The sequence below is a fragment of the Streptomyces sp. NPDC060205 genome (assembly GCF_042728395.1).
Lineage (GTDB): Bacteria > Actinomycetota > Actinomycetes > Streptomycetales > Streptomycetaceae > Streptomyces.
The window spans coordinates 1-21760 of the sequence record NZ_JBHWZP010000157.1; the positions used below are offsets into that span (position 1 = coordinate 1).

A 21760-nucleotide genomic window follows, 5' to 3' on the forward strand; every position below is an offset into this window, starting at 1 on the left:
CGCGCCCCTTTGGGGCTTGCGAGGGCCGGGTGCGTAGTTCTGCGCGGCCCTGAACGGGCAAAAGCTGGGGCGTAGCCCCGCTTTTGAGGGGCGCGAGGAACTGCGCGAACGGCCCCCACCGGGCCGCAGACGGCGTCAGGGGACCCGGATCGACAGGCCCCGGGATGTGAAGACCGGGTCCGCGTGGGTCCCGTTCACGACGATTTCGTCGAAGCGCCCACGCAGCGACCGCGTCTCGATCACGGGAAGGACCGTGTCCCGCCGCGGCCGGAACGCCCCGCCGAGGTGGACGACGAGCCGGCCACCCCCGTCGAGCAGCACCCGCCGCCCCACCGTGAGCGCCGGCGCTCCGGAACCCGCGAGCGTCACCTCCAGCGTCGTACCGGCCGCCTGCGCGTACGCACCCCGCACCCGCAGTGCCGAACTCACCTTCAGGGTCCCGCCCTCGACCCGTACGTCCCCGCGTCCCAGCGCCGACGCCGAGGCGGTCGCGAGGACGCCCTCCTCCAGCACGGTGCCGCCGGTGTACGCGTTGTCGCCGGCCAGGCACAGCGTTCCGCTGCCGCGCTTGACGAGCCCGCCCCGGCCGCCGATGTCGTTGCGCCAGGTGTCGGCCGCGCCGAAACCCCTCGCGGCGGCGTCCAGCGTGACACGCACGTCGGCGTCGAAGGCCCCGTACCCGTCGGCGGCGGCGAAGAGGTCCAGCCGCCCCCACTTCTCGAAGCCGTCCAGCAGGACGTATCCGGCGGGCAGCGCGGTCGTCCGCAGCACCTCGCGCCGCTGGGCCGCGGAGAGATAGGGCAGCCGCGTCTCCAGCAGCACCTCGGCGCCCTTCGGCACGTTCATGCGGTCGTACCTGTCGTGCGCGGCCCGCCTGGGCAGCACGTACGTCAACCGTGGTTCGACCGCTGCCCGGTTGGCGGCACGGTCCGCGTACGGGTCGGTGTCCGGGCCCGCCGAGTGCGCGTAGGCGTAGAGGGTGTCCGCGGTCGAACCGGTCCGCTCAAGGAAGTACGCCGAGGCCTGCGCCCGCGCCGCCGCCTTCAGGCCGGCGTTCGCGGGATCGGCGAGCGCCGCCGCCGCGAGAGCCGTCGCGAGGACCCGGCCACCCACCACGTCGACGGTGGAATGCATACCGGACACGATGCGGGTGTGGGCGAGTTCGGAGGCACGGGCCACCAACTCCTGGAACCGCTCGGGAACCGCGTACGCCAGGGACAGGGCCGCGAGGTAGAAGGCGTTGGTGTGGCCGCTGGTGAACCCCCCGTCGTCGGCCGGGTCGGTGCCGCGCTGCCGCAGCAGCTGCGGGACGACCACGACGTCGGACTCGTAGACGGGGAAGCCCAGTTCGTCGGTCGCCCCGGTGGCGACGATCCGGCCGCCCTCGGTCATGCGCCACGGACGGGGGTACTGATAGGCGAGCTTGGACGGATTGCTCGACGCGTACGGGCCACGCACCGTGTCGACCAGCTCCGCCACGTTGCCGAGCTCCGAGGTGTGCGAACCGGCGCCCAGCGCGGAGCCCGCGGGCGCGTCGGCCGGGAGCGTGTCGTTGATCCGGCCCGCCGGAACACCGTCGGGCGCCGAGGTGATGCCGGTGACGGCCTTCGCCCCGCTCCGGTACAGGTCGGCGAGCGGACCCAGGCCCGCGATCACCGCGTAACTCTGGTGCTGCCGGTCCTGGACGAACGCGGTGCGCGCCTCGGCCTCGGTGCGGCGCCGGGTGACGCGGGCGCAGTAACGCATGTTGGCGCGCAGGACGTCGGGCATGAGCGGGGTGCCGGTGTCCCAGGTGGCACCCGTCTTCCAAATGCGTGCGAAGCCGTCGAGGATGTGCACGGCCGCGTTGGTCCCGGACGTGAGGTTGCCGAGGACGTTCGTGGTGTACGCGTCCACGAAGGCGGCGGACGTGTGCGTCGCCGTGCCCGTGGTGGTCGTTGCCGCGGTCGTCGAAGCCGACGCGCCGGCGGGCCAGGCCACGACGGCGGGGGCCGCGATCAGTCCGGCGGAGACGCCCACGGAGCCGCGCAGGAACACGCGCCGGTCGATCCCGGCGTCGGTACCGGCGTCGGTACCGGGTTTGCCGCGAGAGGGACGGGGGTGCGCACCGGGCATGGAAGTGCCTCTCCTTCTGAACGTGCTGGCGTCATGGCGGTCGCTGGTCGGGTGCGGGTTCGGTGGGGGCTGATCGCGCAGTTCCCCGCGCCCCTTTGGGGTGGTTGGGGTTGCGTGTTTGGCTGCGGGTTCGGTGAGGGCTGAGCGCGCAGTTCCCCGCGCCCCTTCGAGGGGCCGGTCCCGGCCGTGCCGACGGCGACGCCCCGCAAGCGCGTACTGAACGCCTCGCACAGCGACGGGCGGCACCGGCACCGAGCGGCACTGAGCGGCCCAGAATCCCCCCGTCCGCCACCACCACGTCGTCCACGGGGACCCCGCGTCCGGCGAGCAGCACGACGAGCCGCGCCGGCGCCCCGCCGCCCACGTCGATAGCGACGGCGACGGGCGTGAAGTCCGGCACGGGGTCTCTTTCGTCGCAGCGCGACGCCGTGGTACGCGGTGCGCGCGGGCGAAGCGGACGGCGGGCGAACCGTGCCTGCGAACAAGGACTCGGACGTGGTCAATACGGCTTAGGGAAGCCCCGGGACGGGCTTCGGGGGAGTGCGGCAGGCGAGTACCGCACGAGTTCGTTAGGAAGTTAACTAACGAAGTAGGGTGCGTCAAGGGTTGCGGAAGCCATGCCGTACAACGGTTGCGACGAGGGCCGGACGGACCCGAGCGGCGGACCGCCGCGGCACGACCTGAGGGAGAGCATGAACCTGAGCGAGAGCGCCCGCGCGGTGTTCGCCGTACTGGCCGCGTCGGGCACCGCCACCCGCCCCCAGCTGGCGGCCGGCGCGGGTCTGTCCAAACCGACCGTCTCCACCGCCGTGGCCGAGCTGGAGAGCGCCGGGCTGGCCGCCTGCTCCGGCACCGCCTCCGGCGGCACCGGCCGTTCCGCCGCCGTCTACGGCCTCGGCCCGGCCGCGGGCGCGGTGCTCGCCGTCGATCTCGGCCCCACCCACACGCAGGTACGCGGCTGCGCCCTGGACGGCACGTTGCTCGCCCGGGGCACCGGCCCGCGGGCGGACTCCGCCGACACGGTCCGGGCGGCCCTCGGCGCGCTGCCCGCCGGAGCCCCGCTGCGCGCCGTCGTCGTCGCCGTCGGGGACGTCACGGCGCGGGACCGGGACGGCACCGGGATGCGCCCCGCGACCGAGAAGGCGGGCCCGGCCTTCGACGCCATGGCGGTCGCGCTGCCGCCGGAGGTGCCCGTCCACCTGGAGAACAACGTCAACTGCGCCGCACTCGCCGAGCTGCACGCAGGCGCCGCCCGCGACCGCGACTCGTTCGGCTATCTGCGGATCGGGGTGGGGATCGGCCTCGGCATCGTCATCGGCGGCCGGGTGCTGCGCGGCGCGAACGGCGCCGCGGGCGAGCTGGCCCGGCTGCCCTACCCCTGGGACGACGGCCGCGAACCGCGCCGGGAGGCCCTGGAGGAGCGGATGGGCTCCCGTTCGCTCCTGCGCCGGGCCGCGGAGGCCTGGCGGGGCGCCGACGGCCCCTGTCCCCGTACCCCCGAGCGGCTCTTCGCCCTCGCCGAGGAGGGGCACTCCACCGCCCGTGCCGTGGTCGGCCGCCACGCCGCCGACATCGGCCGGCTGGCCGCCGCGGTGGTCGCGGTGCTGGACCCGGGTCTGATCGTGCTGGGTGGCGCGATCGGCGCGTTTCCGCAGCTCCTGCCCGGTGTGCGGGACGAGCTGGCGCGGCTCAGCTGGCCCACCGAGGTGGTCAGCAGCATGGTCGGCGACAGCGGCACCGTGGCGGGTGCGAGCCGCCTCGCCGTGGCCCATGGAATCGAAACCGTGACCGGTGGGGTGCGAGTCAAGCATTGACGGGTCAGCCGCGGGTCTGCCAATGTCCGGACAAGCGCTTTCCATGGCCGGCGGGACCCGGCCCTGGGTGAGGCGTCCCGCCGTACACGACGTACGGCAGCCGTGCGAGGGCGCGCTCGTGCGGATGCGGTCTCGAAGGCCTGTCGTCACATTCCCTCCCCGAACTGTCGGCCGGGAGGCGCCCCGACCGGGCGCCGCTCCGCCCGCTCTCCCGGCGGACCACGCGAATGTGCCGACCGGCCCCGGGCCGGGGACCCCCACTCGTCAGAGCGATGCGGCCGGGCGAGGCCGCACGCCGGAAGGCCCCACCTCAGGGACAAAGACCCGAGCCGTTCGACGGCCGGGGGATCCGTAACGCACCTTCAGGAGGACCCGGTGGGTCACCAGATCTCGCGCAGAACCCTGTTCCGCTCCGCGAGCGGCATCGCAGTCGCCGGCGCGCTCGGCACCTCGCTGAGCGCCTGCAGCGGGGGCACCGGCGCCGGCAGCACCAGCAGCGACCTGACCATGATTTGGTGGGGCAGCGACGACCGGCACGCGGCCTACAAGAAGGTGCTGGCCGCCTTCCAGAAGAAGAACCCGAAGATCAGGATCCGGCCGACCTACTCCGGCTACGACGGGTACTTCGACAAGTTCAACACCAACATCGCCGGCGGCAGCGCCCCCGACCTGCTGCAGATGGACACCGCGCTGGTCGCCCAGTACGCCCGCAAGGGGGTCCTCGCCCCGATCGACTCGTACGTCGGCAAGAGCCTGGACCTCACCGGTTTCTCCAAGACGCTCCTGGCCGCGGGCACCGTCGACGGCAAGCTCTACGGCGTGCCGTCCGGCATCGGCGTCAACCAGCTCACCGTCAACCGCACCGGGCTTGAGAAGCTCGGCCTCGAACTGCCCGACCGCGAATGGACCTGGGCCGACCTCAAGAAGATCTCCCAGGACGTGTACAAGAAGAGCGGCGGGAAGATCTACGGCGTCGACGACGGCGGCGGCTCCACCCTCCAGTGCTTCGAGGTCTTCGCGCGGGAGAAGGGCGAGACCTTCTTCACCGAGGACGGCAAGAAGCTCGGCTTCACCGCGGACACCCTCCAGGAGTGGTGGGAGTACTGGGCCGGGATGCGCAAGGCCAACGCCTCCCCGCCGCCGGCGATCACCTCCGCCGCGCACAACGACCTCACCAAGAACGCGGTCGTCATCGGCAAGGCGCTGTTCACCTTCGACTCCGGTGTCTACGGCGCGGGCGGCTCCATCACCGACGCGCAGCTCGACTTCCTGCCCACCCCGCAGGGCGACTTCTCCGGGGCCCGCGAGGGCAACTTCGTCAACGGCGGTGTGCTGCTGAGCGCGACGAAGGCCAGCAAGAAGGTCGCCGACTCGGTGAAGATCATGTCGTACTTCGCGCAGGACGCCACCGCGATCAAGGACATGCAGCTGCTGCGGGGGATTCCGCCGACGGAGAAGGCGCGGGGGCTGATCGCCTCGGGGCTGACCGAGACGGACAAGCTGAACATGGCCAACGCGGACTACATCGCGCAGCGGGTCGGTAAGGCGGGCGATGCGCTCGCGGCGCCCGCGCCTCCGCCGCAGGGGGCCGATCAGATCTGGGATCTGTTGTTCCAGTCGAACCTGGCGGTGGCGTTCGGGAAGAAGTCGGTCAAGGCGCAGCTCGGGGCGTTCTTCGATCAGTCCGCGGGGATTCTTGGGGGCTGAGGGTTCGGGTCGGCTGGGGTTGCGTTCGGAGCTGCGGGCCGGTGGGGGCCGGTCGCGCAGTTCCCCGCGCCCCTAAAAGACTGCGCAGTTCCCCGCGCCCCTGAAGGCGCCGGTGACCGCGCCGCTGAAGGCGTCGGTGGCCGCGCCGCTGAGAGTGCTGGTGCCCGCGCCCCAAGGGGAGCTGCAGTCGGCCGAGTTGCTTCGCAGTACTGGAAGACCGGGAGAGGGTCAGGGAGAGATGAGCATGACCGTTGCGAAGAGCGACGAGGTCGTCGAGGAGCAGGCTGCTCCCGTCACCCCGTCCGACCAGCGGGAGCGCGACCGTATGCGCCGCCGCCTCGCCAGACGGCGGGGCGGGGGCTGGTGGCCGTACGCCTTCCTGGCCCCGTGGTTCATCGGCCTGTTCGGGCTGACGGTCTATCCGATGCTGGCCTCGCTGTATCTGTCCTTCACCGACTTCGACCTGCTGACGCCCGCGCGGTGGATCGGGGTGGACAACTACGACAAGATGTTCACCGAGGACCCGGTCTTCTGGGACTCCGTGCACGCCACGCTGCTGTACGTCGTCGTCTCGGTGCCGCTGAAGCTGGCCCTCGCCCTCGGTGTGGCGATGCTGCTCAACCGCGATCTGCGGGGCATCGGCCTGTACCGGGCCGCCTTCTACCTGCCGTCCCTGCTCGGTGGCGCGGTCGCCATCGCCATCGTGTGGCGGCAGGTCTTCGGCGGCGACGGTCTCTTCAACGACTTCCTCGCCTGGTTCGGCATCGAGGGACAGGACTGGATCTCCAGCCCCGACACCGCGATCTACACGCTGATCCTGCTGGCCGTCTGGCAGTTCGGCACCCCGATGGTCATCTTCCTCGCCGGCCTCAAACAACTGCCGAAGGACGTGTACGAGGCCGCCGCGATCGACGGCGTCACCCCCGTCACCCGGTTCTTCAGGATCACCCTGCCGCTGCTGACACCGATCGTCTTCTTCAACGTGGTCCTGCAGATCATCGACGCGTTCAAGACGTTCACCCCCGCCTTCGTCATCAGCAACGGCTCCGGCGGGCCCCTGAACTCGACCATGCTGTACAGCCTCTACCTGTACAAGAAGGGCTTCACCGACCTGCAGATGGGATACGCCTCGGCGCTCGCCTGGGTGCTGTTCCTGGTCATCGCCGGGTTCACGGCGGTCAACTTCATCGCCAGCCGCTACTGGGTCCACTACGACGACTGACGACTGACGACTGACGACTGCCGTCCGACGACCGATGACGTCTGACGTCCGACAGCGACCGACGATCGACGTCCGAACGACGCCGGGCCGACGTCCGAGCGAGGAGCCTTCCATCCCATGTCCGCCATCACCCCGACCCGGCCCTCGAAGCCGGCGCCGCGGAACCCGAAGCAGCCGCTGCGGAAGCTGCGTTCGGCCACCGGATCGCGCCGCGTCTTCCTCCACACCGTGCTCATCGGCGTGGCGATCGTCATGCTCTATCCGCTGCTGTGGATGCTGAGCAGCTCGCTCAAGCCCGACACCGCGATCTTCACCCAGCCCGGTCTCATCCCGAGCTCGCTGCGCCCCGAGAACTACTCCGAGGGCTGGAGCGGCTCCGGCAACTCCTTCTCCCTCTACATCACCAACTCGCTGATCGTCACGATCGGCGCGGTGATCGGGAACGTCATCTCCTGCTCGCTGGCCGCCTACGCCTTCGCGCGCTTCGAGTTCCGCGGCAAGAAGATCTGGTTCGGCCTGATGCTCGGCACGCTGATGCTGCCCACCCAGGCCGTGCTGATCCCGCAGTACACGATCTTCTACAACCTGACCTGGATCAACACGTACCTGCCGCTGATCGTGCCGAAGTTCCTCGCGGTGGACGCGTTCTTCATCTTCCTCATGGTCCAGTTCATCCGGTCCATCCCGCGCGAGCTGGACCAGGCGGCCATGATGGACGGCGCCAACCCCTTCCAGATCTACTGGAAGATCATCCTGCCCCTGATGAAACCGGCGCTGATCACCACCACGATCTTCACCTTCATCTGGACGTACGACGACTTCCTGCACCAGCTCGTCTACCTCCAGCAGAACGACAAGTTCACCGTCCCCCTCGGCCTGACCCTGTTCCTGGACCAGACGAGCGGCTCCTCGTACGGCGCGATGTTCGCCATGTCGACGCTCGCTCTGCTGCCCACCCTCATCTGCTTCCTGATCTTCCAGAAGCGGCTGGTGGAGGGCCTGGCCACCTCCGGTATGAAGGGCTAGATGTACGTGCACCTCCTCCACCAGCGCGGCCCGCTGCACGACCTCCCGGACGACCCGGCCGCGTACGACGCCGTCCTGGCGGGCGTCACCGAGACGGCCCTGGCCCGTCTCACCCCCGAGGGCAGCCTGGAGAACCCGGCCGCGGGCGAGGACATCGGCGACACCTCGCTCGGCATCACCTCCCTGCTCGCCCTCGCCTGGCAGCGCACCAAGGACCCGCGCCTGCCGGAGGCCGTGCGCCGCAGTCTCGGCTTCCATCTGCGTGAGCGCGTCTTCACCGAGGACAACCCCGGCTACCCGAACCTGACGGCACGCGACTGCGGTCTCCCGTACGCCCGTTACGTGCTGGAGCCCGGCGCGCATCCCATCGGGGACTGGCCGAGCACGGTGTGGGCGCTGCTCCAGGCCGTCAACGTCCTCGACACGTCCTCCGGCGGACTCGTCGACGACGAGCAGTACCGCGAACTCCTCGGCGTGGCGGGCGGCTACTGGCGCTGGCTGACCGAGGCCACGGTCTTCAACCCGCAGGACGCCGCGAACCAGGCCATCGGCTGCGTGGTCGGCGGTCTGATGCTCGCCCGCCATCTCCCGCCGGAGGAGGGCGGGGCGGTTCGCGAGCGGGCCCTGCGGCTGTATCTGGAGGAGATCCGGGCCCGGCGCGTACGGGACCGGGGTGCGGCGCTGCCTCCCGAGCACGGGGGCGCGTACGACAACAACTACGGGCCGATCTCCCTGTCCTTCCTCGCCCAGGCCCACCGGGTCAGCGGCGAGGAGGTCTTCGCCCAGGACGGCGACACGCTCGCCCGGTACATCGACGCACGGGTCTGCGGGAGCGGCTTCGACATCGGCGGGCCGCGCTACAGCGAGCAGCACTCCGCCTTCGAATCCGTCCTCGGACTGCGGTACTTCGGCCGCCGTATCGGCGCGGACATCGGCCGTTACGCCGGGGACTCGCGCTGGGGCCGGCACGCGGTCGGGGCCGACGGGGGCGTCGACGGGCACTTCGCGTTCATGCTCGTCTGGCAGATTCAGGACACCGCCGGCTGGCACCGCGCCCCGAGCACGGCACCCGCCTGCCACCAACTGCGCTCCGGCACGGTCACGGTGTCGTTCGACGACCGGATGACCCCCTCCGTGATCGAGGCCGGCGGTACCGCGCTCATCGCCGCCGCCGTCAACCGGCAGCACGGCTTCGGGCCCGTCGTCGGCCTCGCCGCGGACGGCTTCCTGCTGTGCCGTCCGATGGGCGCGGTACGGGTCGCGGACCACCGGGCCGGCGGGCTGGCCGCCAAGCTCGTGACCAAGCCCGTCGTCGGGCGGGACCATGTGCTGCGCCACGTACGGTCGTTGTACGTCACCGACGGGACGCGGCTGTGGATGACCGTGATCGTCGAACGGCTCGGCGGGGAGCGGTACCTGCTCGCCGGGATGCCGTACGTCACCGCCGACGGCGACCGGTTCCGGCGGGTGGCCGACCTTCCGCTCGTCGCGGCGGTCGGTGAGCTGCGGCTGACGCATCCGCCGCGGGGTGCTGCGGATTCCTTCGACGCGCGGAGCGAACTCACGCAGCAGGAGGCCGCGTTCGAGCTGGCCGCGGATCCTCGCGGGTACGGGGATCCTGATGCCGGGTGGCGGCATGTGCGGGTGACCAGTGCGCTGGAGGTGGGGGTTTCGGCGGACTCGCCCGAGGGGCTTGATGTGTTCGCCGTGCGGTACGGGGCTGTGGCCGCTGAGCCGTTGGGTGTGGTGTGTGAGCGGGTTGAGGGGGAGGGGTTGGTGGTGCGGGCCGGGGCGTTCACCGCTGTGCTGGGGGTGGCGGATGCTCGTGGGGAGCCCGGGCTCACGTTGACCGTCGGGGGGAGCTGAGCTGGGTTGAGGGGGAGGGGTGGGTGGGGGTGGCGAGGGGTTTTCGCCCCCGCCGCCCCTACCCTTCCCGTCACTGAATCGGGGGCGCTGCCCCCGGACCCCCGGTCCTCAAACGCCGGACGGGCTGGAGGGTGCCGGGCGGGCTCAGAGGGTGCCGGACGGGCTGAGTACGTCCGGGGACTGCTGGCGGATCCGCTCGCCCAGCTGGTCCGTCGGGGTCTTGTGGGTCTCCCGGGCCGTCAGTGCCGCGATCACCGGGGGGACGCACAGGGCCGCCGTGAACAGGGCCACCGACAGCCAGTCGTCTCCGTCCGGGCCCGCGATCTGCGCGGCGAACGTCACCGCGAAACCGGCTATGGCGAAGCCGATCTGCGTGCCGATGGCCATGCCCGACAGGCGGACCCTGGTGGAGAACATCTCTCCGTAGAAGGACGGCCAGACACCGTTCGCGGCGCTGTAGACGACACCGAAGGTGACGATGCCGAGGACCAGGACCAGCGGGTAGGAGCCGGTGGAGATGGCCCACAGGTAGAGGAACATCATGACGCCGCTGCCCGCGGCACCGATCAGGAAGACCGGGCGGCGGCCGATGCGGTCGGACAGGGTGGCCCACAGCGGGATCGCGCCGAGCGCGACGAGGTTGGCCAGCGCGCCCACCCACAGCATCGACGTGCGGTCCATGCCGACCGCGTCACTGGTCGCGTACGCCAGCGCCCACACCGTGAAGATCGTGCTGACCGAGGCGACCAGGGCCGCCGCGACCACCCGCAGGACGTCCGCCCAGTGCTCGCGCATCAGCACGGCCAGGGGCATCTTGGCGACGCCCTCGGTGGCGGCCTGCTGGGTGAAGGTCGGCGTCTCCTGGAGGGTGCGGCGGATCACGTAACCGACGACGGCGACCGCGATGCTCATCCAGAACGGGATGCGCCAGCCCCAGGCGAGCAGCTGGTCCTCGGGCATCGCGGCGACCGGGATGAACACCAGCGTGGCGAGCAGTTGGCCGCCCTGGGTGCCGCTGAGCGTGAAGCTGGTGAAGAAGCCGCGTTTGTCCGGCGGCGCGTGCTCCAGCGACATGGAGTTGGCGCTGGCCTGCTCGCCCGCTGCCGAGATGCCCTGGAGGATCCGGCACAGGACCAGGAGCACCGGGGCCAGGGTGCCGACCTGGTCGCGTGTCGGGAGGCAGCCGATGAGGAACGTCGACAGGCCCATCAGGATCAGCGTGAAGACCATGATCTTCTTGCGGCCGACCTTGTCGCCGAAGTGCCCGAGGAACAGGGCCCCGACCGGGCGGGCCGCGTACGCGACGCCGAACGTGGCCAGTGACAGCAGGGTCGCCGTGGCCGGGTCGGACTCGTCGAAGAAGACCTCCGGGAAGATCAGCGCTGCCGCGCTCCCGTAGATGAAGAAGTCGTAGTACTCCAGCGCGCTGCCGATCCAGGCGGCGGTCGCGGCCTTCCTCGGCTGGCCGGGTGGCGCGTCGTGGGGTGCTGCGGGGACGGACACGGCGGTGCTCCTTCGGGGGAACTCCAACGTAGGCGGAGTGAGCGGGAGGAGGGCGGTGAGCGGGTGAGCGGGAGAGCGGGTGAGCAGAGGGGAGGGCAAGGAGCGGCTGGTCCCCTGGGGTTGGTGGGGCGGCCGGTCGGATGTTGCCCGGTTAATTAACCCACTGGATAGTTAGTAGTGGCTGGCTACGGATGTTGCGCTCACGTTTCCCGGGTGTCAAGAGGTCGTGCCGAAGGATCTTGCCGATGCTCAGTCGGCCGCGCGGTCCGCCGTCAGATAGGCGATGACCATGTCGCCGAGCATGCTCCGGTAGTGCTCACGCCGCGCGGGGTCGACCAGGTCGCGGCCGAAGAGGGCGCCGAACGTGTGCCGGTTGGCGACGCGGAAGAAACAGTACGAGCTGATCATCGCGTGCAGGTCCACGGCGTCGACGTCGGCCGTGAACAGGCCCGACTCCCGCCCCGACTCCAGGATCCGGCGGATCACGTCGAGCGCGGGAGAGCCGATCCTGCCGAGCTTCTCGGAGCCCGCGATGTGCGCGGCCCCGTGGATGTTCTCGATGCTGACCAGGCGGATGAAGTCCGGGTGCGCCTCGTGGTGGTCGAAGGTCAGCTCCGCCAGCCGCCTGATGGCCGCGACCGGGTCCAGATGCTCGACGTCGAGCCCCTGCTCCGCCTCGCGGATGACGCCGTACGAGCGCTCCAGCACGGCGGTGAACAGCTGCTCCTTGCCGCCGAAGTAGTAATAGATCATCCGCTTGGTGGTGCGGGTGAGGGCGGCGATCTCGTCGACCCTGGCCCCGTCGTACCCGGCCCTGGCGAACTCCTGGGTGGCCACGTCGAGGATCTCGGCCCTCGTGCGGACGGCGTCACGGATGCGTCCGTTCGGCCTTGCCGGTTCTTCGACGCTGGTCATCGGGTTCCTTCGGGTTCTTTCGGGCGAGGAGGCGGTGACCGCGATTCTAGAAGGCGGCGCCGGCGCGCGGCTCCGGGTGTCCGGCGGGCCTTTCCGTGGCCGCGGGATGCTGATATAGCTAACGTACTGGTTCGTACATTAGTGAGCTGCTCGGGAGGTCCGTCGTGGTCGCTGTGGTCAAGGACTCGTATCTCGTCGGACTGATCGGCGCGGGCATCGGCCCCTCGCTCAGCCCGGCCCTGCACGAGCGGGAGGCCGACCGGCAGGGCCTGCGCTATCTGTACCGGCTCATCGACATCGACGCGCTCGGCGTCGCGCCGGAGGCGGTGGGCGACCTGGTGCGTGCCGCCCGCGACCTCGGTTTCGACGGGCTGAACATCACGCATCCCTGCAAGCAACTCGTCATCGAGCACCTGGACGCGCTCTCCCCGCAGGCCGAGGCGCTCGGCGCGGTGAACACCGTCGTCTTCGACGGCGGGCGCACGATCGGGCACAACACGGATGTCACCGGGTTCGCCGCGAGTTTCGCACGAGGGCTGCCCGACGCCCGGCTGGAGCGGGTGGTCCAACTGGGCGCGGGGGGAGCGGGGGCCGCCGTCGCGCACGCCCTGCTGACGCTCGGGGCGGGGTCCGTCACCGTGGTGGACGCGCTGCCGGACCGCGCGGGTTCGCTTGCCGCTGAGCTGAACCGGCAGTTCGGGGCGGGGCGGGCGGACGCCGGTGGTCCGGAGCGGCTGCCCGCGCTGCTCGCCGGCGCCGACGGCGTCGTGCACGCCACGCCCATGGGGATGGCCGCGCATCCTGGACTGCCGTTCGCTGCCGAGTTGCTGCATCCCGGGCTGTGGGTGGCCGAGGTGGTGTACCGCCCGCTGGAGACGGAGTTGCTGCGTGTCGCGCGGGACATGGGGTGCGCGGTGCTCGACGGCGGGGGAATGGCTGTCTTCCAGGCCGCGGACGCGTTTCGGCTGTTCACGGGACGGGAGGCGGACGCTTCGCGGATGTTGGCGGACATCTCCGAACTGGCCGACTCCGGTGCCCTCAGAGCCCCCTAAGGGGCGCGGGGAACTGCGCGGCCCGCCCCCACGCGTCCGCAGACGAAACGCGACGGGTCCTGCCCCGGCACACCGTATGCCCGCTGCGGGTCCGTGGGGGCTGAGCGCGCAGTTCCCCGCGCCCCTTACGGGGCCCGGGGCTCAGCCCCTCCGTGTCGTGAAGTGCGAGTGGAAAGGATCGACGTGCGTACGTCCATCGCAACCGTGTGTCTGAGTGGAACCCTCACCGAGAAGCTCACCGCCGCCGCCCGGGGCGGGTTCGACGGGGTCGAGGTGTTCGAGAACGACCTGTTGGCCAGCCCTCTCGCGCCGGAGGAGATCCGTGCGCGATGTGCCGATCTCGGGCTCAGCATCGACCTCTACCAGCCGATGCGTGACATCGAGGCCGTGCCGCCGGAGGAGTTCCGGCGCAACCTGCGCCGGGCCGAGCACAAGTTCCGGCTCATGGAGCGGCTCGGCGCGGACACCGTTCTGGTGTGCTCCAGCGTCTCGCCGCTCGCCGTCGACGACGACGCGCTCGCCGCCTTCCATCTGCGCAGGCTCGCCGAGCTGGCCGACGGCTTCGGGATCCGTGTCGCCTACGAGGCGCTGGCCTGGGGCCGGCACGTCAGCACGTACGACCACGCCTGGCGGATCGTCGAAGCCGCCGACCACCCGGCGCTCGGCACCTGCCTGGACAGTTTCCACATCCTCGCCCGCACCTCCGATCCCGAGGGTCTCGAAGGGATCGCGGAGATTCCCGGCGAGAAGATCTTCTTCCTGCAACTGGCCGACGCGCCTCTGATGGCGATGGACGTCCTGCAGTGGAGCCGTCACTACCGCTGCTTCCCCGGCCAGGGCGGCTTCGACGTCGCCGGGCTCCTCCGGCAGGTGATCAAGGCCGGTTATCAGGGGCCGCTCTCCCTCGAAGTCTTCAACGACGTCTTCCGGCAGGCCGAGGCCGGGCCGACCGCCGTCGACGCGCAGCGCTCGCTCCTCGTGCTGCAGGAGAGCGTCGGCCTCACCGCGCCGCCCGCACCCGTGGTACCGACCGGGATCGCCTTCGCCGAACTGGTCAGCCCCGACGTCGAACCGGTCTCGGAACTCCTCGAAGCACTCGGCTTCACCCGGACCGCCCGGCACCGCGGCAAACCGGTCGACCTCTGGCAGCAGGGCGAGGCCCGCGTGCTGCTCAACACCGGTCCGGGCGCCCGCCGCGACGGTACGCAACTCGCCGCCGTCGGGCTGGAATCACCGGACCCGGCGGGCGCGGCCAAGCGCGCCGAAGCACTGCTCGCGCCCGTACTCCCGCGCCGCCGCACCCCGGAGGACGTGCCCCTGGACGCGGTCGCCGCACCCGACGGCACGGAACTCTTCTTCTGCGCCACCGGCCGCCCCGGACTGCCCGACTGGACAACCGACTTCGTCCCGGCGGAAGCCACGGAAGCCACGGAAGCCACGGAAACCGCAGAGACCGCAGCGCCCGGAGTGCCTGGAGTGCCTGGAGTGCCGGTCGAACCCTCGGCACGCGTGGCCCCCGGCGGCATCCACCGCATCGATCACCTCGCCCTCACCCAGCCCTGGCACCAGTTCGACGAGGCCGCGCTCTTCCATCGCAGTGTCCTGGGGCTCGGCGCCCGGGAGAGCGTGGACGTCGCCGATCCGTACGGGCTGCTGCGCAGCCGGGCCGTCACCAACGCCGACGGCAGCGTCCGTATCGCCCTCGGTGTCGGACCGGCTCCCAGTGCCGACGACGGCGACCGCGCCCAGCACATCGCGCTCGCCACCGACGACCTCGTGACGGCGGCCCGCCGCTTCCGGGCCGCGGGCGGCCGGCTGCTGACGATCCCCGCGAACTACTACGACGACCTCGCGGCCAGGTACGAGTTCGCCGACGGCGAGCTGGACACCTTCCGCGAACTCGGCATCCTCTATGACCGGGACGCGGACGGCGCCTTCCGCCACTGCTACACGGAGACGATCGGCCGGGTCTTCTTCGAACTGGTCCAGCGCGACACGGGCTACCGCGGTTACGGCGCCCAGAACGCCCCGGTGCGGCTGGCGGCGCAGCACGTACGCAGGCCCGTGCGCTGAGCCTCGGCGGTCCGCCGCGTGGCTCTCCGGCGGTCCGGATGTCCGGAATTTTGGCTGACGCCCCGTTCCGAAGCTGGTGAGACTGTCAGGCGCACCCCCTGACAGGCACGAGCAGCGGAGGCGGCGTCATGCCGAACGGAGCGCAGACCCTCGTGGAAGGCCTCGTGGACGCGGGCGTCGACGTGTGCTTCGCCAACCCCGGCACCTCCGAGATGCACTTCGTGGCCGCCCTGGACGACGTACCGGGCCTGCGCGCAGTGCTCTGCCTCTTCGAAGGCGTGGCCACGGGCGCGGCCGACGGCTACGGGCGCATGGCGGGCACACCCGCCTCGACGCTCCTGCACCTGGGCCCGGGACTCGCCAACGGCCTGGCCAACCTGCACAACGCCCGCCGCGCCGGCACCCCCGTCGTGAACGTCGTCGGCGACCACGCCCTGCACCACAAACGGCTCGACGCGCCCCTGGAGTCCGACATCGGGTCCCTCGCGCGCACCGTCTCCGGCTGGACCCGGCGCACGTATCGCGCCACCGACCTCGCGAGCGACGCGGCCGAGGCCGTCGCCGCCGCGTACGGGCCGCCCGGCTCGGTGGCGACCCTGCTGGTGCCCGCCGACGTGTCCTGGTCGGAGGCCGGCAAGTCCGGCCGGCCGCCGGTCCGGACCGGGCCGCGCCCCGGAGCGGTGTCCGCGGTGGCCGTCGAGGAGGCGGCCGGGGCGCTGCGCGCCAGCGAACCCGCCGCGCTGCTCCTCGGCGGCGCGGCCACGCACGGGCGTGGTCTGCGCGCCGCCGCCCGGATCGCCGCCGCGACCGGCGCCCGGCTGCTGTGCGAGACCTTCCCGGCCCGCCTGGAACGCGGCGCGGGGCTGCCCGCGGTCGGACGCCTCGCCTACCGGGAGGCGGACGCCGCCGCCCAACTGGCCGGCACACGCTTGCTGTTGCTCGCCGGAGCGGCCGAGCCGGTGCCGTTCTTCGCGTACCCGGGGCAGAGCGGGCGGATCGTCCCCGACGGCTGCCGGGTCCTGTCGGCGGCTACCGGGACCGAGGACGTGACGGCCGCCCTTGAGGCGCTCGCGGAGCTGGTGAAGAGCGACGTGACCCCCGTACCGCAGGCGCCCGTGCGGCCCGAGCGGCCCACCGGGGCCCTGACCGGTGAGAGCGCCGCCGCGGCGATCGGCGCGCTGCTGCCGGAACACGCGATCGTCGTCGACGAGGCGAACACCTCGGGGATCTGGCTGCCCGCCGCGACGGCGGGCGTCCCGCCCCACGACTGGCTCACCCTCACCGGCGGAGCCATCGGGCAGGGGCTGCCCGCGGCCGTCGGCGCCGCGCTCGCCGCGCCCGGCCGGCCCGTGCTCGCCCTGGAGTCGGACGGCAGCGCCATGTACACCCTTCAGGCGCTGTGGACCATGGCCCGCGAGCAGCTCGACGTCACCGTCGTGCTCTTCGACAACCGCGCGTACTCGGTCCTCAACCTGGAACTGCGGTCCGTCGGCGCGGCCGACGCGGGCCCAGCGGCCGGCGATCTCCTCGACCTGTCCCGTCCCGACCTGGACTTCGTGTCCCTGGCCCGCGGCATGGGCGTACCCGCCGAACGGGCCGTCACCGCCGAGCAGTTCACCGTCCTGCTGGACCGGGCGCTGGAGGAGCCCGGTCCCTGTCTCGTCGACTGCGTCGTACCACCGCTGGCCTGACCTCGTACCCGTTCCCGTTCCCGGCCCTGCGGCCGACGTGGGCTCAGCCGTCCCAGACGCCGTCGTGCTCGCGGTGCGCCGGCGTCAGCCCGTTCACGAAGAAGCGGTCGTAGTACTCCTCCTCGACGTGGTGCGCCTGCAGCCACACACCCGGGACATGGATGGCGTCCGTGTGCGCGGGGAACCGCCGGTGCGTGCCGATGATGTACTCGCACACGTCACGGGCGCAGTCGATCACCCGTGACTCGTACTCACTGGCCTCGGCGAGATAGCGCTGCCCGTAGTCCTCCTTGTAGATCCGGGTGAAGACCTCCTTGTCCGTGTACGTGCCGCCGGGCCCGAACTTGGCCTCGATGATCGCGTCCACGGCCGCCGACATCGACGGGTGCGCGGGCGGGCAGGCGGCCTCGATCAGGGGCTCGCCCTCCGGGGAGGTGAGACCCACCGGGTGCGAGCGCAGGTTCGCGTACCTGGGCAGCGGTACGTGCCAGCGCCACACGTCGGCGAGCCGCCAGCGCGGGGTGACGAAGGTGAAACCGAGCATCCTGCCGTACGCCTTCGAGAACTTCGGGTCGCCCAGGGCGATCTGCGGGTTGATCGAGGCGTGGATCCAGGCACCCAGGCCCATCGCCTCGGCGGTCAGCATCAGGTTCTGCAGGAGCAGGTCCGCCTCGATCTGGGTGCGCATCGGGCCGAGCGCGCCCAGCGGCAGCTTCAGGTCGCCGTTCAGGAAGCCGTTGCGCACCCACTTGCGTACCCCCGCGGGGCGGTAGAGGTTGCGGTCGTCGACGAAGGTCGGGCGGGCCCCGTCCGGCTGGGTGAGCAGGTACATCAGGGCGTTGACGTACTGGTGGGACAGGTCGACCACCGGCAGGAACAGCGTCGTGCCGGGCAGGTTGGACAGGAACCGGTTCGAGTCGAGGTACGCGGGGAAGTCGCGCATCCCCTCGGCGACGTCGAGGCGGTGGTCCAGGATCCGCACCTTGGCCCGGTGGGCCCTCGCGACCAGCGTGGCGGCGTCGAAGGGCTCGTGCGGGGCGGGCTCCAATTTGCGCAGGTAGTACGTGCCCGAGTCGTTGATCATGAAGAAGTGGGTGCCCTGCGCGTTGTCCGGGCTGCCCGCGGTCCGGCCCGCCATCGTGAGATTGGGCTTGGCCATGATGGGCTTGCCGTTCCGCGGATCGTCGAAGGGCCGGTCCGGCATGGTCAGCCCGCTGGCGCCGGTCAGCGCGATCAGCACCGCCTCCTCCAGCTCCGACAGGGGCTGCGGAGCGTGGGAGGAACGGTGGCTCATGGACCCGGCCGGCACCGACGCACCCCGGCTGACCCGGTGGGTGCGGCGGCGCCACAGGGTCTCCAGGAGAGGCCGCGCCAGCAGATCGTCCAGCCCCGGGTGTCCGGAGCGCAGCTCAGCCCGGCTCACCGTTGCCTCCGCTGTTGTCGGTGTTGTCGTTGCCGTTGTCCGTCGGGCGGACCGCCCGCCAAGGCGCGAAGGCGCTCGCGTCGCGCGGCAGCAGCGCGGCCAGCTCCGGGCAGTGCCGCAGGATGACGGAGTCCATGCCGCCCTTCTCGACCCAGTCGATACCGAGCGGGGTGTAGATCTCCGGCCGGTAGTCGACGGTCAGGAAGCGGTCGCTCTGCAGACGCCGGGTCGCCATCAGGATGAAGATGCGGAAGGCCGTGTCGCTGAAGCCGAAGCCCGTCGGCGGGTTCTCGGCGAACAGGCCCACCACCGTGTCGATCTCGTCGACCGAGCGGTACACGTCCTTGAGCCGCGCCAGCGACTCGGCGCTCTGCGTCAGCTCCTCGAAGGAGCGGATGCGCTGCTTGTGCAGACCCTCACGGAAGTCGTTGTAACGCGGCACACCACGGCGCCGGGTCCGCACGAGGTCCACCACCGACAGGTCGATGATCTCGCCGTCCCGCTCCAACCGCTGCAGCGCCTGAGGGTAGTTGTGCAGGGTGATCGCGCCGGGATGGGCGATCCCGAACGAGTACAGCGCGTTCGCAAGTCCCGTCTTGCGGATCTGCGACTCGGCCGCGCCGCCCTGGATGTCCATGAACCCGACCGTCTCCAGCCGGTGCCCGAAGTGGTGCTCGCGCAGCTCGAAGTCGTCGGGGACCAGCGGATGCATGCGGTACACCGTGGTGAAGTCCTCGGTCAGCGAGTACGGCGTCCCGTGGTGGTCCGGCATCGTTTGGGGGATGCCCTTGAGGGAGTGCGCCTCCAGCAGCCACAGCCCCAGCTGGTTCAGCCAGTTCTTCGGCGGGCCCTGCCAGTTGGTCTTCAGACCGATGTCGATCGCCTTGGTCGCGAGGATCGCCGGGGTCCACTCCACCGTGTGTATCTTCGCGATGAGCGCCGAGACCACCAGCCGGGCCGTGTGGTAGACCCGCTCCTCGTTCATCGACGGATACTCGGCGCGCAGCGCGTCACAGACCGCGTTGTGCTCCCGCGCGAACAGGGTGTGCATCGCGCTGAGTCCCATCCACCAGCTCTCGTTGAACCCGGTGAGCGGAATGCCGTTCTGCGCGCCCGGCAAGTGGCCGTCCTCCAGGCGGAGTTTGGCGCCGCCGTCGGGCTCGCGCAGGAAGCGGGCGGTCTCCTCGTCGCCGCCGTACACCTCGGAGCCGTCCCACCAGTGCGAGGCCATGTTCCCGAACAGGATCGGCGGGCGGTTCCCCGACTGGGCCAGGCCCTCGTTGTCGGTGAACCGCATCACGTTCTCCGCCGAGCCGCCCGGCGTGTTGTGCCACGGGTCGCTGCCGGGCGGCAGCGGGACCTCCACGGACGGGCCGCCGGCCGGGTACCTGCGGTGGTTGACCCAGTCGTGCACCTGGAACTGGATCCAGGCCGCCGCCAGCACGTTCAGCGAGGTCGCGGGCAGGAAGCTGTCCCGCCGCAGGAGCTGACGGCTGACCGTCACCGGGTTGGGCGTGTCGAACTGGTCGGGCCGGTAGTCGGGTTTCAGATTCCGCCCGAAGGCCGCGCCCACCGCGCCCATCCGCGGCTCGGACAGGTCGTTGTACGACCCGTCGTACGAGCGCTCGGTGCGCAGCCGCTCCTCGATCGGCCGCGGTACGGGCTGCGCCCTGGGCGGGGCCTCGCGCACCTCGGAGTCGATGAGGTTGAACCGGCGCAGCACCTTGCGCAGGAACACCAGGTTCAGCAGGCTCAGCTGCAACGGCAGCCGGTGCCAGGGCACATACCGGTTCAGCCGGGTCAGGACGGCGCCGACGGGCCGGCCGAGGATCCGGTTGCGCAGCGGCTCCTCGGTGACGAAGCGCAGCCCGAGCCGGTGCGCGCCGCTCGCCCGGTACGCGGCCTTGCGGGCCCGGTTGAGATTGCCGAGCGGGCGGAACTCGTCGGTGGTGTACCAGGGGTTGAAGACCAGGTCCTCCACCCGCCGGGCCGCCGCCCGCGCCTCGGCGTCGTCCAGGTCCTGGGCCGGTACGGTGAGCCGGGCCACCGCGATCGGCGGCGAGACGGCGTCCTTCCACTCCACCGAGGTGTCCTCGACCGGAGTGCGCAACTCGTCCACGTACCGCTGCACGCACAGCTCGAAGGAGACGTCGGCCGAGGCGAGCCTGCGGGCCAGCTCGTGGTGCAGGAAGTCGGGGTCGCGGCGGTCGGGCGGGGGAGCGGGCGGGGTTCCGGCGGACGGGCGCAGCAGGTAGCGCACGGGTCCCGCCTCGCCCCAGAGCATCGCCCCGCGGCTCCAATAGGTCTGCGTGGCAAGGGAGGTGACGGCCTGTCGGGTGGCCGCCTGCACATTGCGCCGCATACGGGTGGCGGTCTCGAAGCCGACCGCGAGCGGAAGCTTCACCAGTAGCCCGAACGCCTTCTGGAGCGGGTTGCGGGCGCCCGCCATCGCTTTGGCGAAGGCCACGAACTCGCGGGCGTCGCGGGCGTGCGACACGGGGTAGCTCGTGGCGAGCAGATCGTGGCTCTCCTCGTCCGACACCCTCACGCGCAGGGCCGCGCCGCGCAGGTCGGGGGTGCCGTCGCCCTGGCGGATGCCGCTCGCGTTCGACAGCCGCAGGGTCACCGGGTAGTCGGCGCCCGGGCGCGCGAAGCCGACGCGGAGGGCGGCGGGGAGGTCGTCGTGGAAGCGGAGCCGGGCGTTCTCCACGCCGAGTGGGGCCTTGGCGTGGATGGCGCGGGCGGTGCCGCCGCCGGCGGCCCGGCGGTTCTTGACCTGTACGTCCATCAGCTCCCGGGCCAGCCGATCGAAAACCAGCCGTTCCGCTTCGGGGCTTCCGCCTTCGTAGTGTTCGTACCGCTGATCGTACTGCCCGGTATCGGCCATCGGTCGTTTCCTTCGTACGGATGCGTGCGTACGGGACGGGGGCAGCACGCTACCGGCGGGGCGGGGGGTCCGCAGCGGTGGTTCCCGCCGATGCGCGGGGTCTGGCGGTGACCCGCCGCCCGCCGCGTCCGCGCACGTCAGGGGCCCGTCCGGCGGCCCCCACCGCCCACCCGCGCGCCCCGCGAGGCCCCGCCCCCACAGGAGCCACAGCGGGGGGTGGCCGGGGAGTTTCCCCCCTGCGGACCGTCGGGGGCGGACCGCGCAGTTCCCCGCGCCCCTCAGGGGTGGGGGGTGGCCGACGGATTGAGACCCTGCGGGCCGGTGGGGGTGAGCCGCGCAGTTCCCCGCGCCCCTGAGGGGCGGAGGCAAGCCGGCCCGCTGTTCGGCTGCGGGCCGGTGGGGGTGATCCGCGCAGTTCCCCGCGCCCCTCAAAAGCGGCGCTACGCCCCAGCTTTTGCCCTTAAGG

The 21760-nt window shown here is 71.4% G+C and carries 13 protein-coding genes; 8 read left to right on the forward strand and 5 right to left on the reverse strand.

What is annotated here, in order from left to right; translation table 11 throughout:
- Positions 1–135: 135 nt before the first annotated feature.
- Entirely contained in the window at positions 136–2115 is a 1980-nt protein-coding gene (locus tag ACFWGJ_RS25445) for a phosphatase PAP2 family protein (protein ID WP_387328634.1), read from the reverse strand.
- Between the two features lie 692 nt (positions 2116–2807).
- Here ACFWGJ_RS25445 and ACFWGJ_RS25450 point away from each other — a divergent pair.
- From ACFWGJ_RS25450 to ACFWGJ_RS25470, 5 genes are all read left to right on the forward strand, one after another.
- Positions 2808–3929, forward strand: coding sequence for an ROK family protein (locus ACFWGJ_RS25450; protein WP_387328659.1), 1122 nt, complete (start codon positions 2808–2810; stop codon positions 3927–3929).
- A 375-nt stretch (positions 3930–4304) separates the two neighbouring features.
- Positions 4305–5636, forward strand: a complete 1332-nt coding sequence (locus ACFWGJ_RS25455) for an ABC transporter substrate-binding protein (RefSeq protein WP_387328636.1) — start codon at positions 4305–4307, stop codon at positions 5634–5636.
- A gap of 244 nt (positions 5637–5880) precedes the next feature.
- The gene (locus ACFWGJ_RS25460) at positions 5881–6858 is read left to right on the forward strand and encodes a carbohydrate ABC transporter permease (RefSeq protein WP_387328638.1); all 978 of its coding nucleotides are present in this window, start codon (positions 5881–5883) and stop codon (positions 6856–6858) included.
- 117 nt (positions 6859–6975) lie between these two features.
- Positions 6976–7884, forward strand: a complete 909-nt coding sequence (locus ACFWGJ_RS25465) for a carbohydrate ABC transporter permease (protein ID WP_387328640.1) — start codon at positions 6976–6978, stop codon at positions 7882–7884.
- A 6-nt stretch (positions 7885–7890) separates the two neighbouring features.
- Entirely contained in the window at positions 7891–9750 is a 1860-nt protein-coding gene (locus ACFWGJ_RS25470; RefSeq protein ID WP_387328662.1) for a hypothetical protein, read from the forward strand.
- 144 nt (positions 9751–9894) lie between these two features.
- On the opposite strand, the gene ACFWGJ_RS25475 is transcribed toward ACFWGJ_RS25470, so the two are convergent.
- Together ACFWGJ_RS25475 and ACFWGJ_RS25480 are read right to left on the reverse strand one after the other, a co-directional pair.
- On the reverse strand, positions 9895–11253 hold the full coding sequence (locus ACFWGJ_RS25475) for an MFS transporter (protein ID WP_387328642.1): 1359 nt from the start codon (positions 11251–11253) through the stop codon (positions 9895–9897).
- A gap of 249 nt (positions 11254–11502) precedes the next feature.
- A complete protein-coding gene (locus ACFWGJ_RS25480; RefSeq protein ID WP_387328645.1) occupies positions 11503–12168 on the reverse strand; it encodes a TetR/AcrR family transcriptional regulator in 666 nt (221 codons plus the stop codon).
- A gap of 173 nt (positions 12169–12341) precedes the next feature.
- Between ACFWGJ_RS25480 and ACFWGJ_RS25485 the strand changes: the two genes are divergently transcribed.
- The 3 genes from ACFWGJ_RS25485 (at position 12342) to ACFWGJ_RS25495 (ending at position 16984) form a co-directional block, all read left to right on the forward strand.
- A complete protein-coding gene (locus tag ACFWGJ_RS25485; protein ID WP_387328665.1) occupies positions 12342–13220 on the forward strand; it encodes a shikimate dehydrogenase in 879 nt (292 codons plus the stop codon).
- A gap of 183 nt (positions 13221–13403) precedes the next feature.
- Entirely contained in the window at positions 13404–15293 is a 1890-nt protein-coding gene (locus tag ACFWGJ_RS25490; protein ID WP_387328648.1) for a bifunctional sugar phosphate isomerase/epimerase/4-hydroxyphenylpyruvate dioxygenase family protein, read from the forward strand.
- A gap of 128 nt (positions 15294–15421) precedes the next feature.
- On the forward strand, positions 15422–16984 hold the full coding sequence (locus tag ACFWGJ_RS25495; RefSeq protein ID WP_387328651.1) for an acetolactate synthase large subunit: 1563 nt from the start codon (positions 15422–15424) through the stop codon (positions 16982–16984).
- A 43-nt stretch (positions 16985–17027) separates the two neighbouring features.
- On the opposite strand, the gene ACFWGJ_RS25500 is transcribed toward ACFWGJ_RS25495, so the two are convergent.
- Both ACFWGJ_RS25500 and ACFWGJ_RS25505 read right to left on the reverse strand, forming a co-directional pair.
- The gene (locus ACFWGJ_RS25500) at positions 17028–18407 is read right to left on the reverse strand and encodes a hypothetical protein (RefSeq protein WP_387328654.1); all 1380 of its coding nucleotides are present in this window, start codon (positions 18405–18407) and stop codon (positions 17028–17030) included.
- Complete coding sequence (locus ACFWGJ_RS25505) at positions 18394–21294, reverse strand: peroxidase family protein (protein ID WP_387328657.1); 2901 nt, start codon at positions 21292–21294, stop codon at positions 18394–18396. The genes ACFWGJ_RS25500 and ACFWGJ_RS25505 overlap by 14 nt, the downstream gene beginning before the upstream one ends.
- Between the last annotated feature and the right edge of the window lie 466 nt (positions 21295–21760).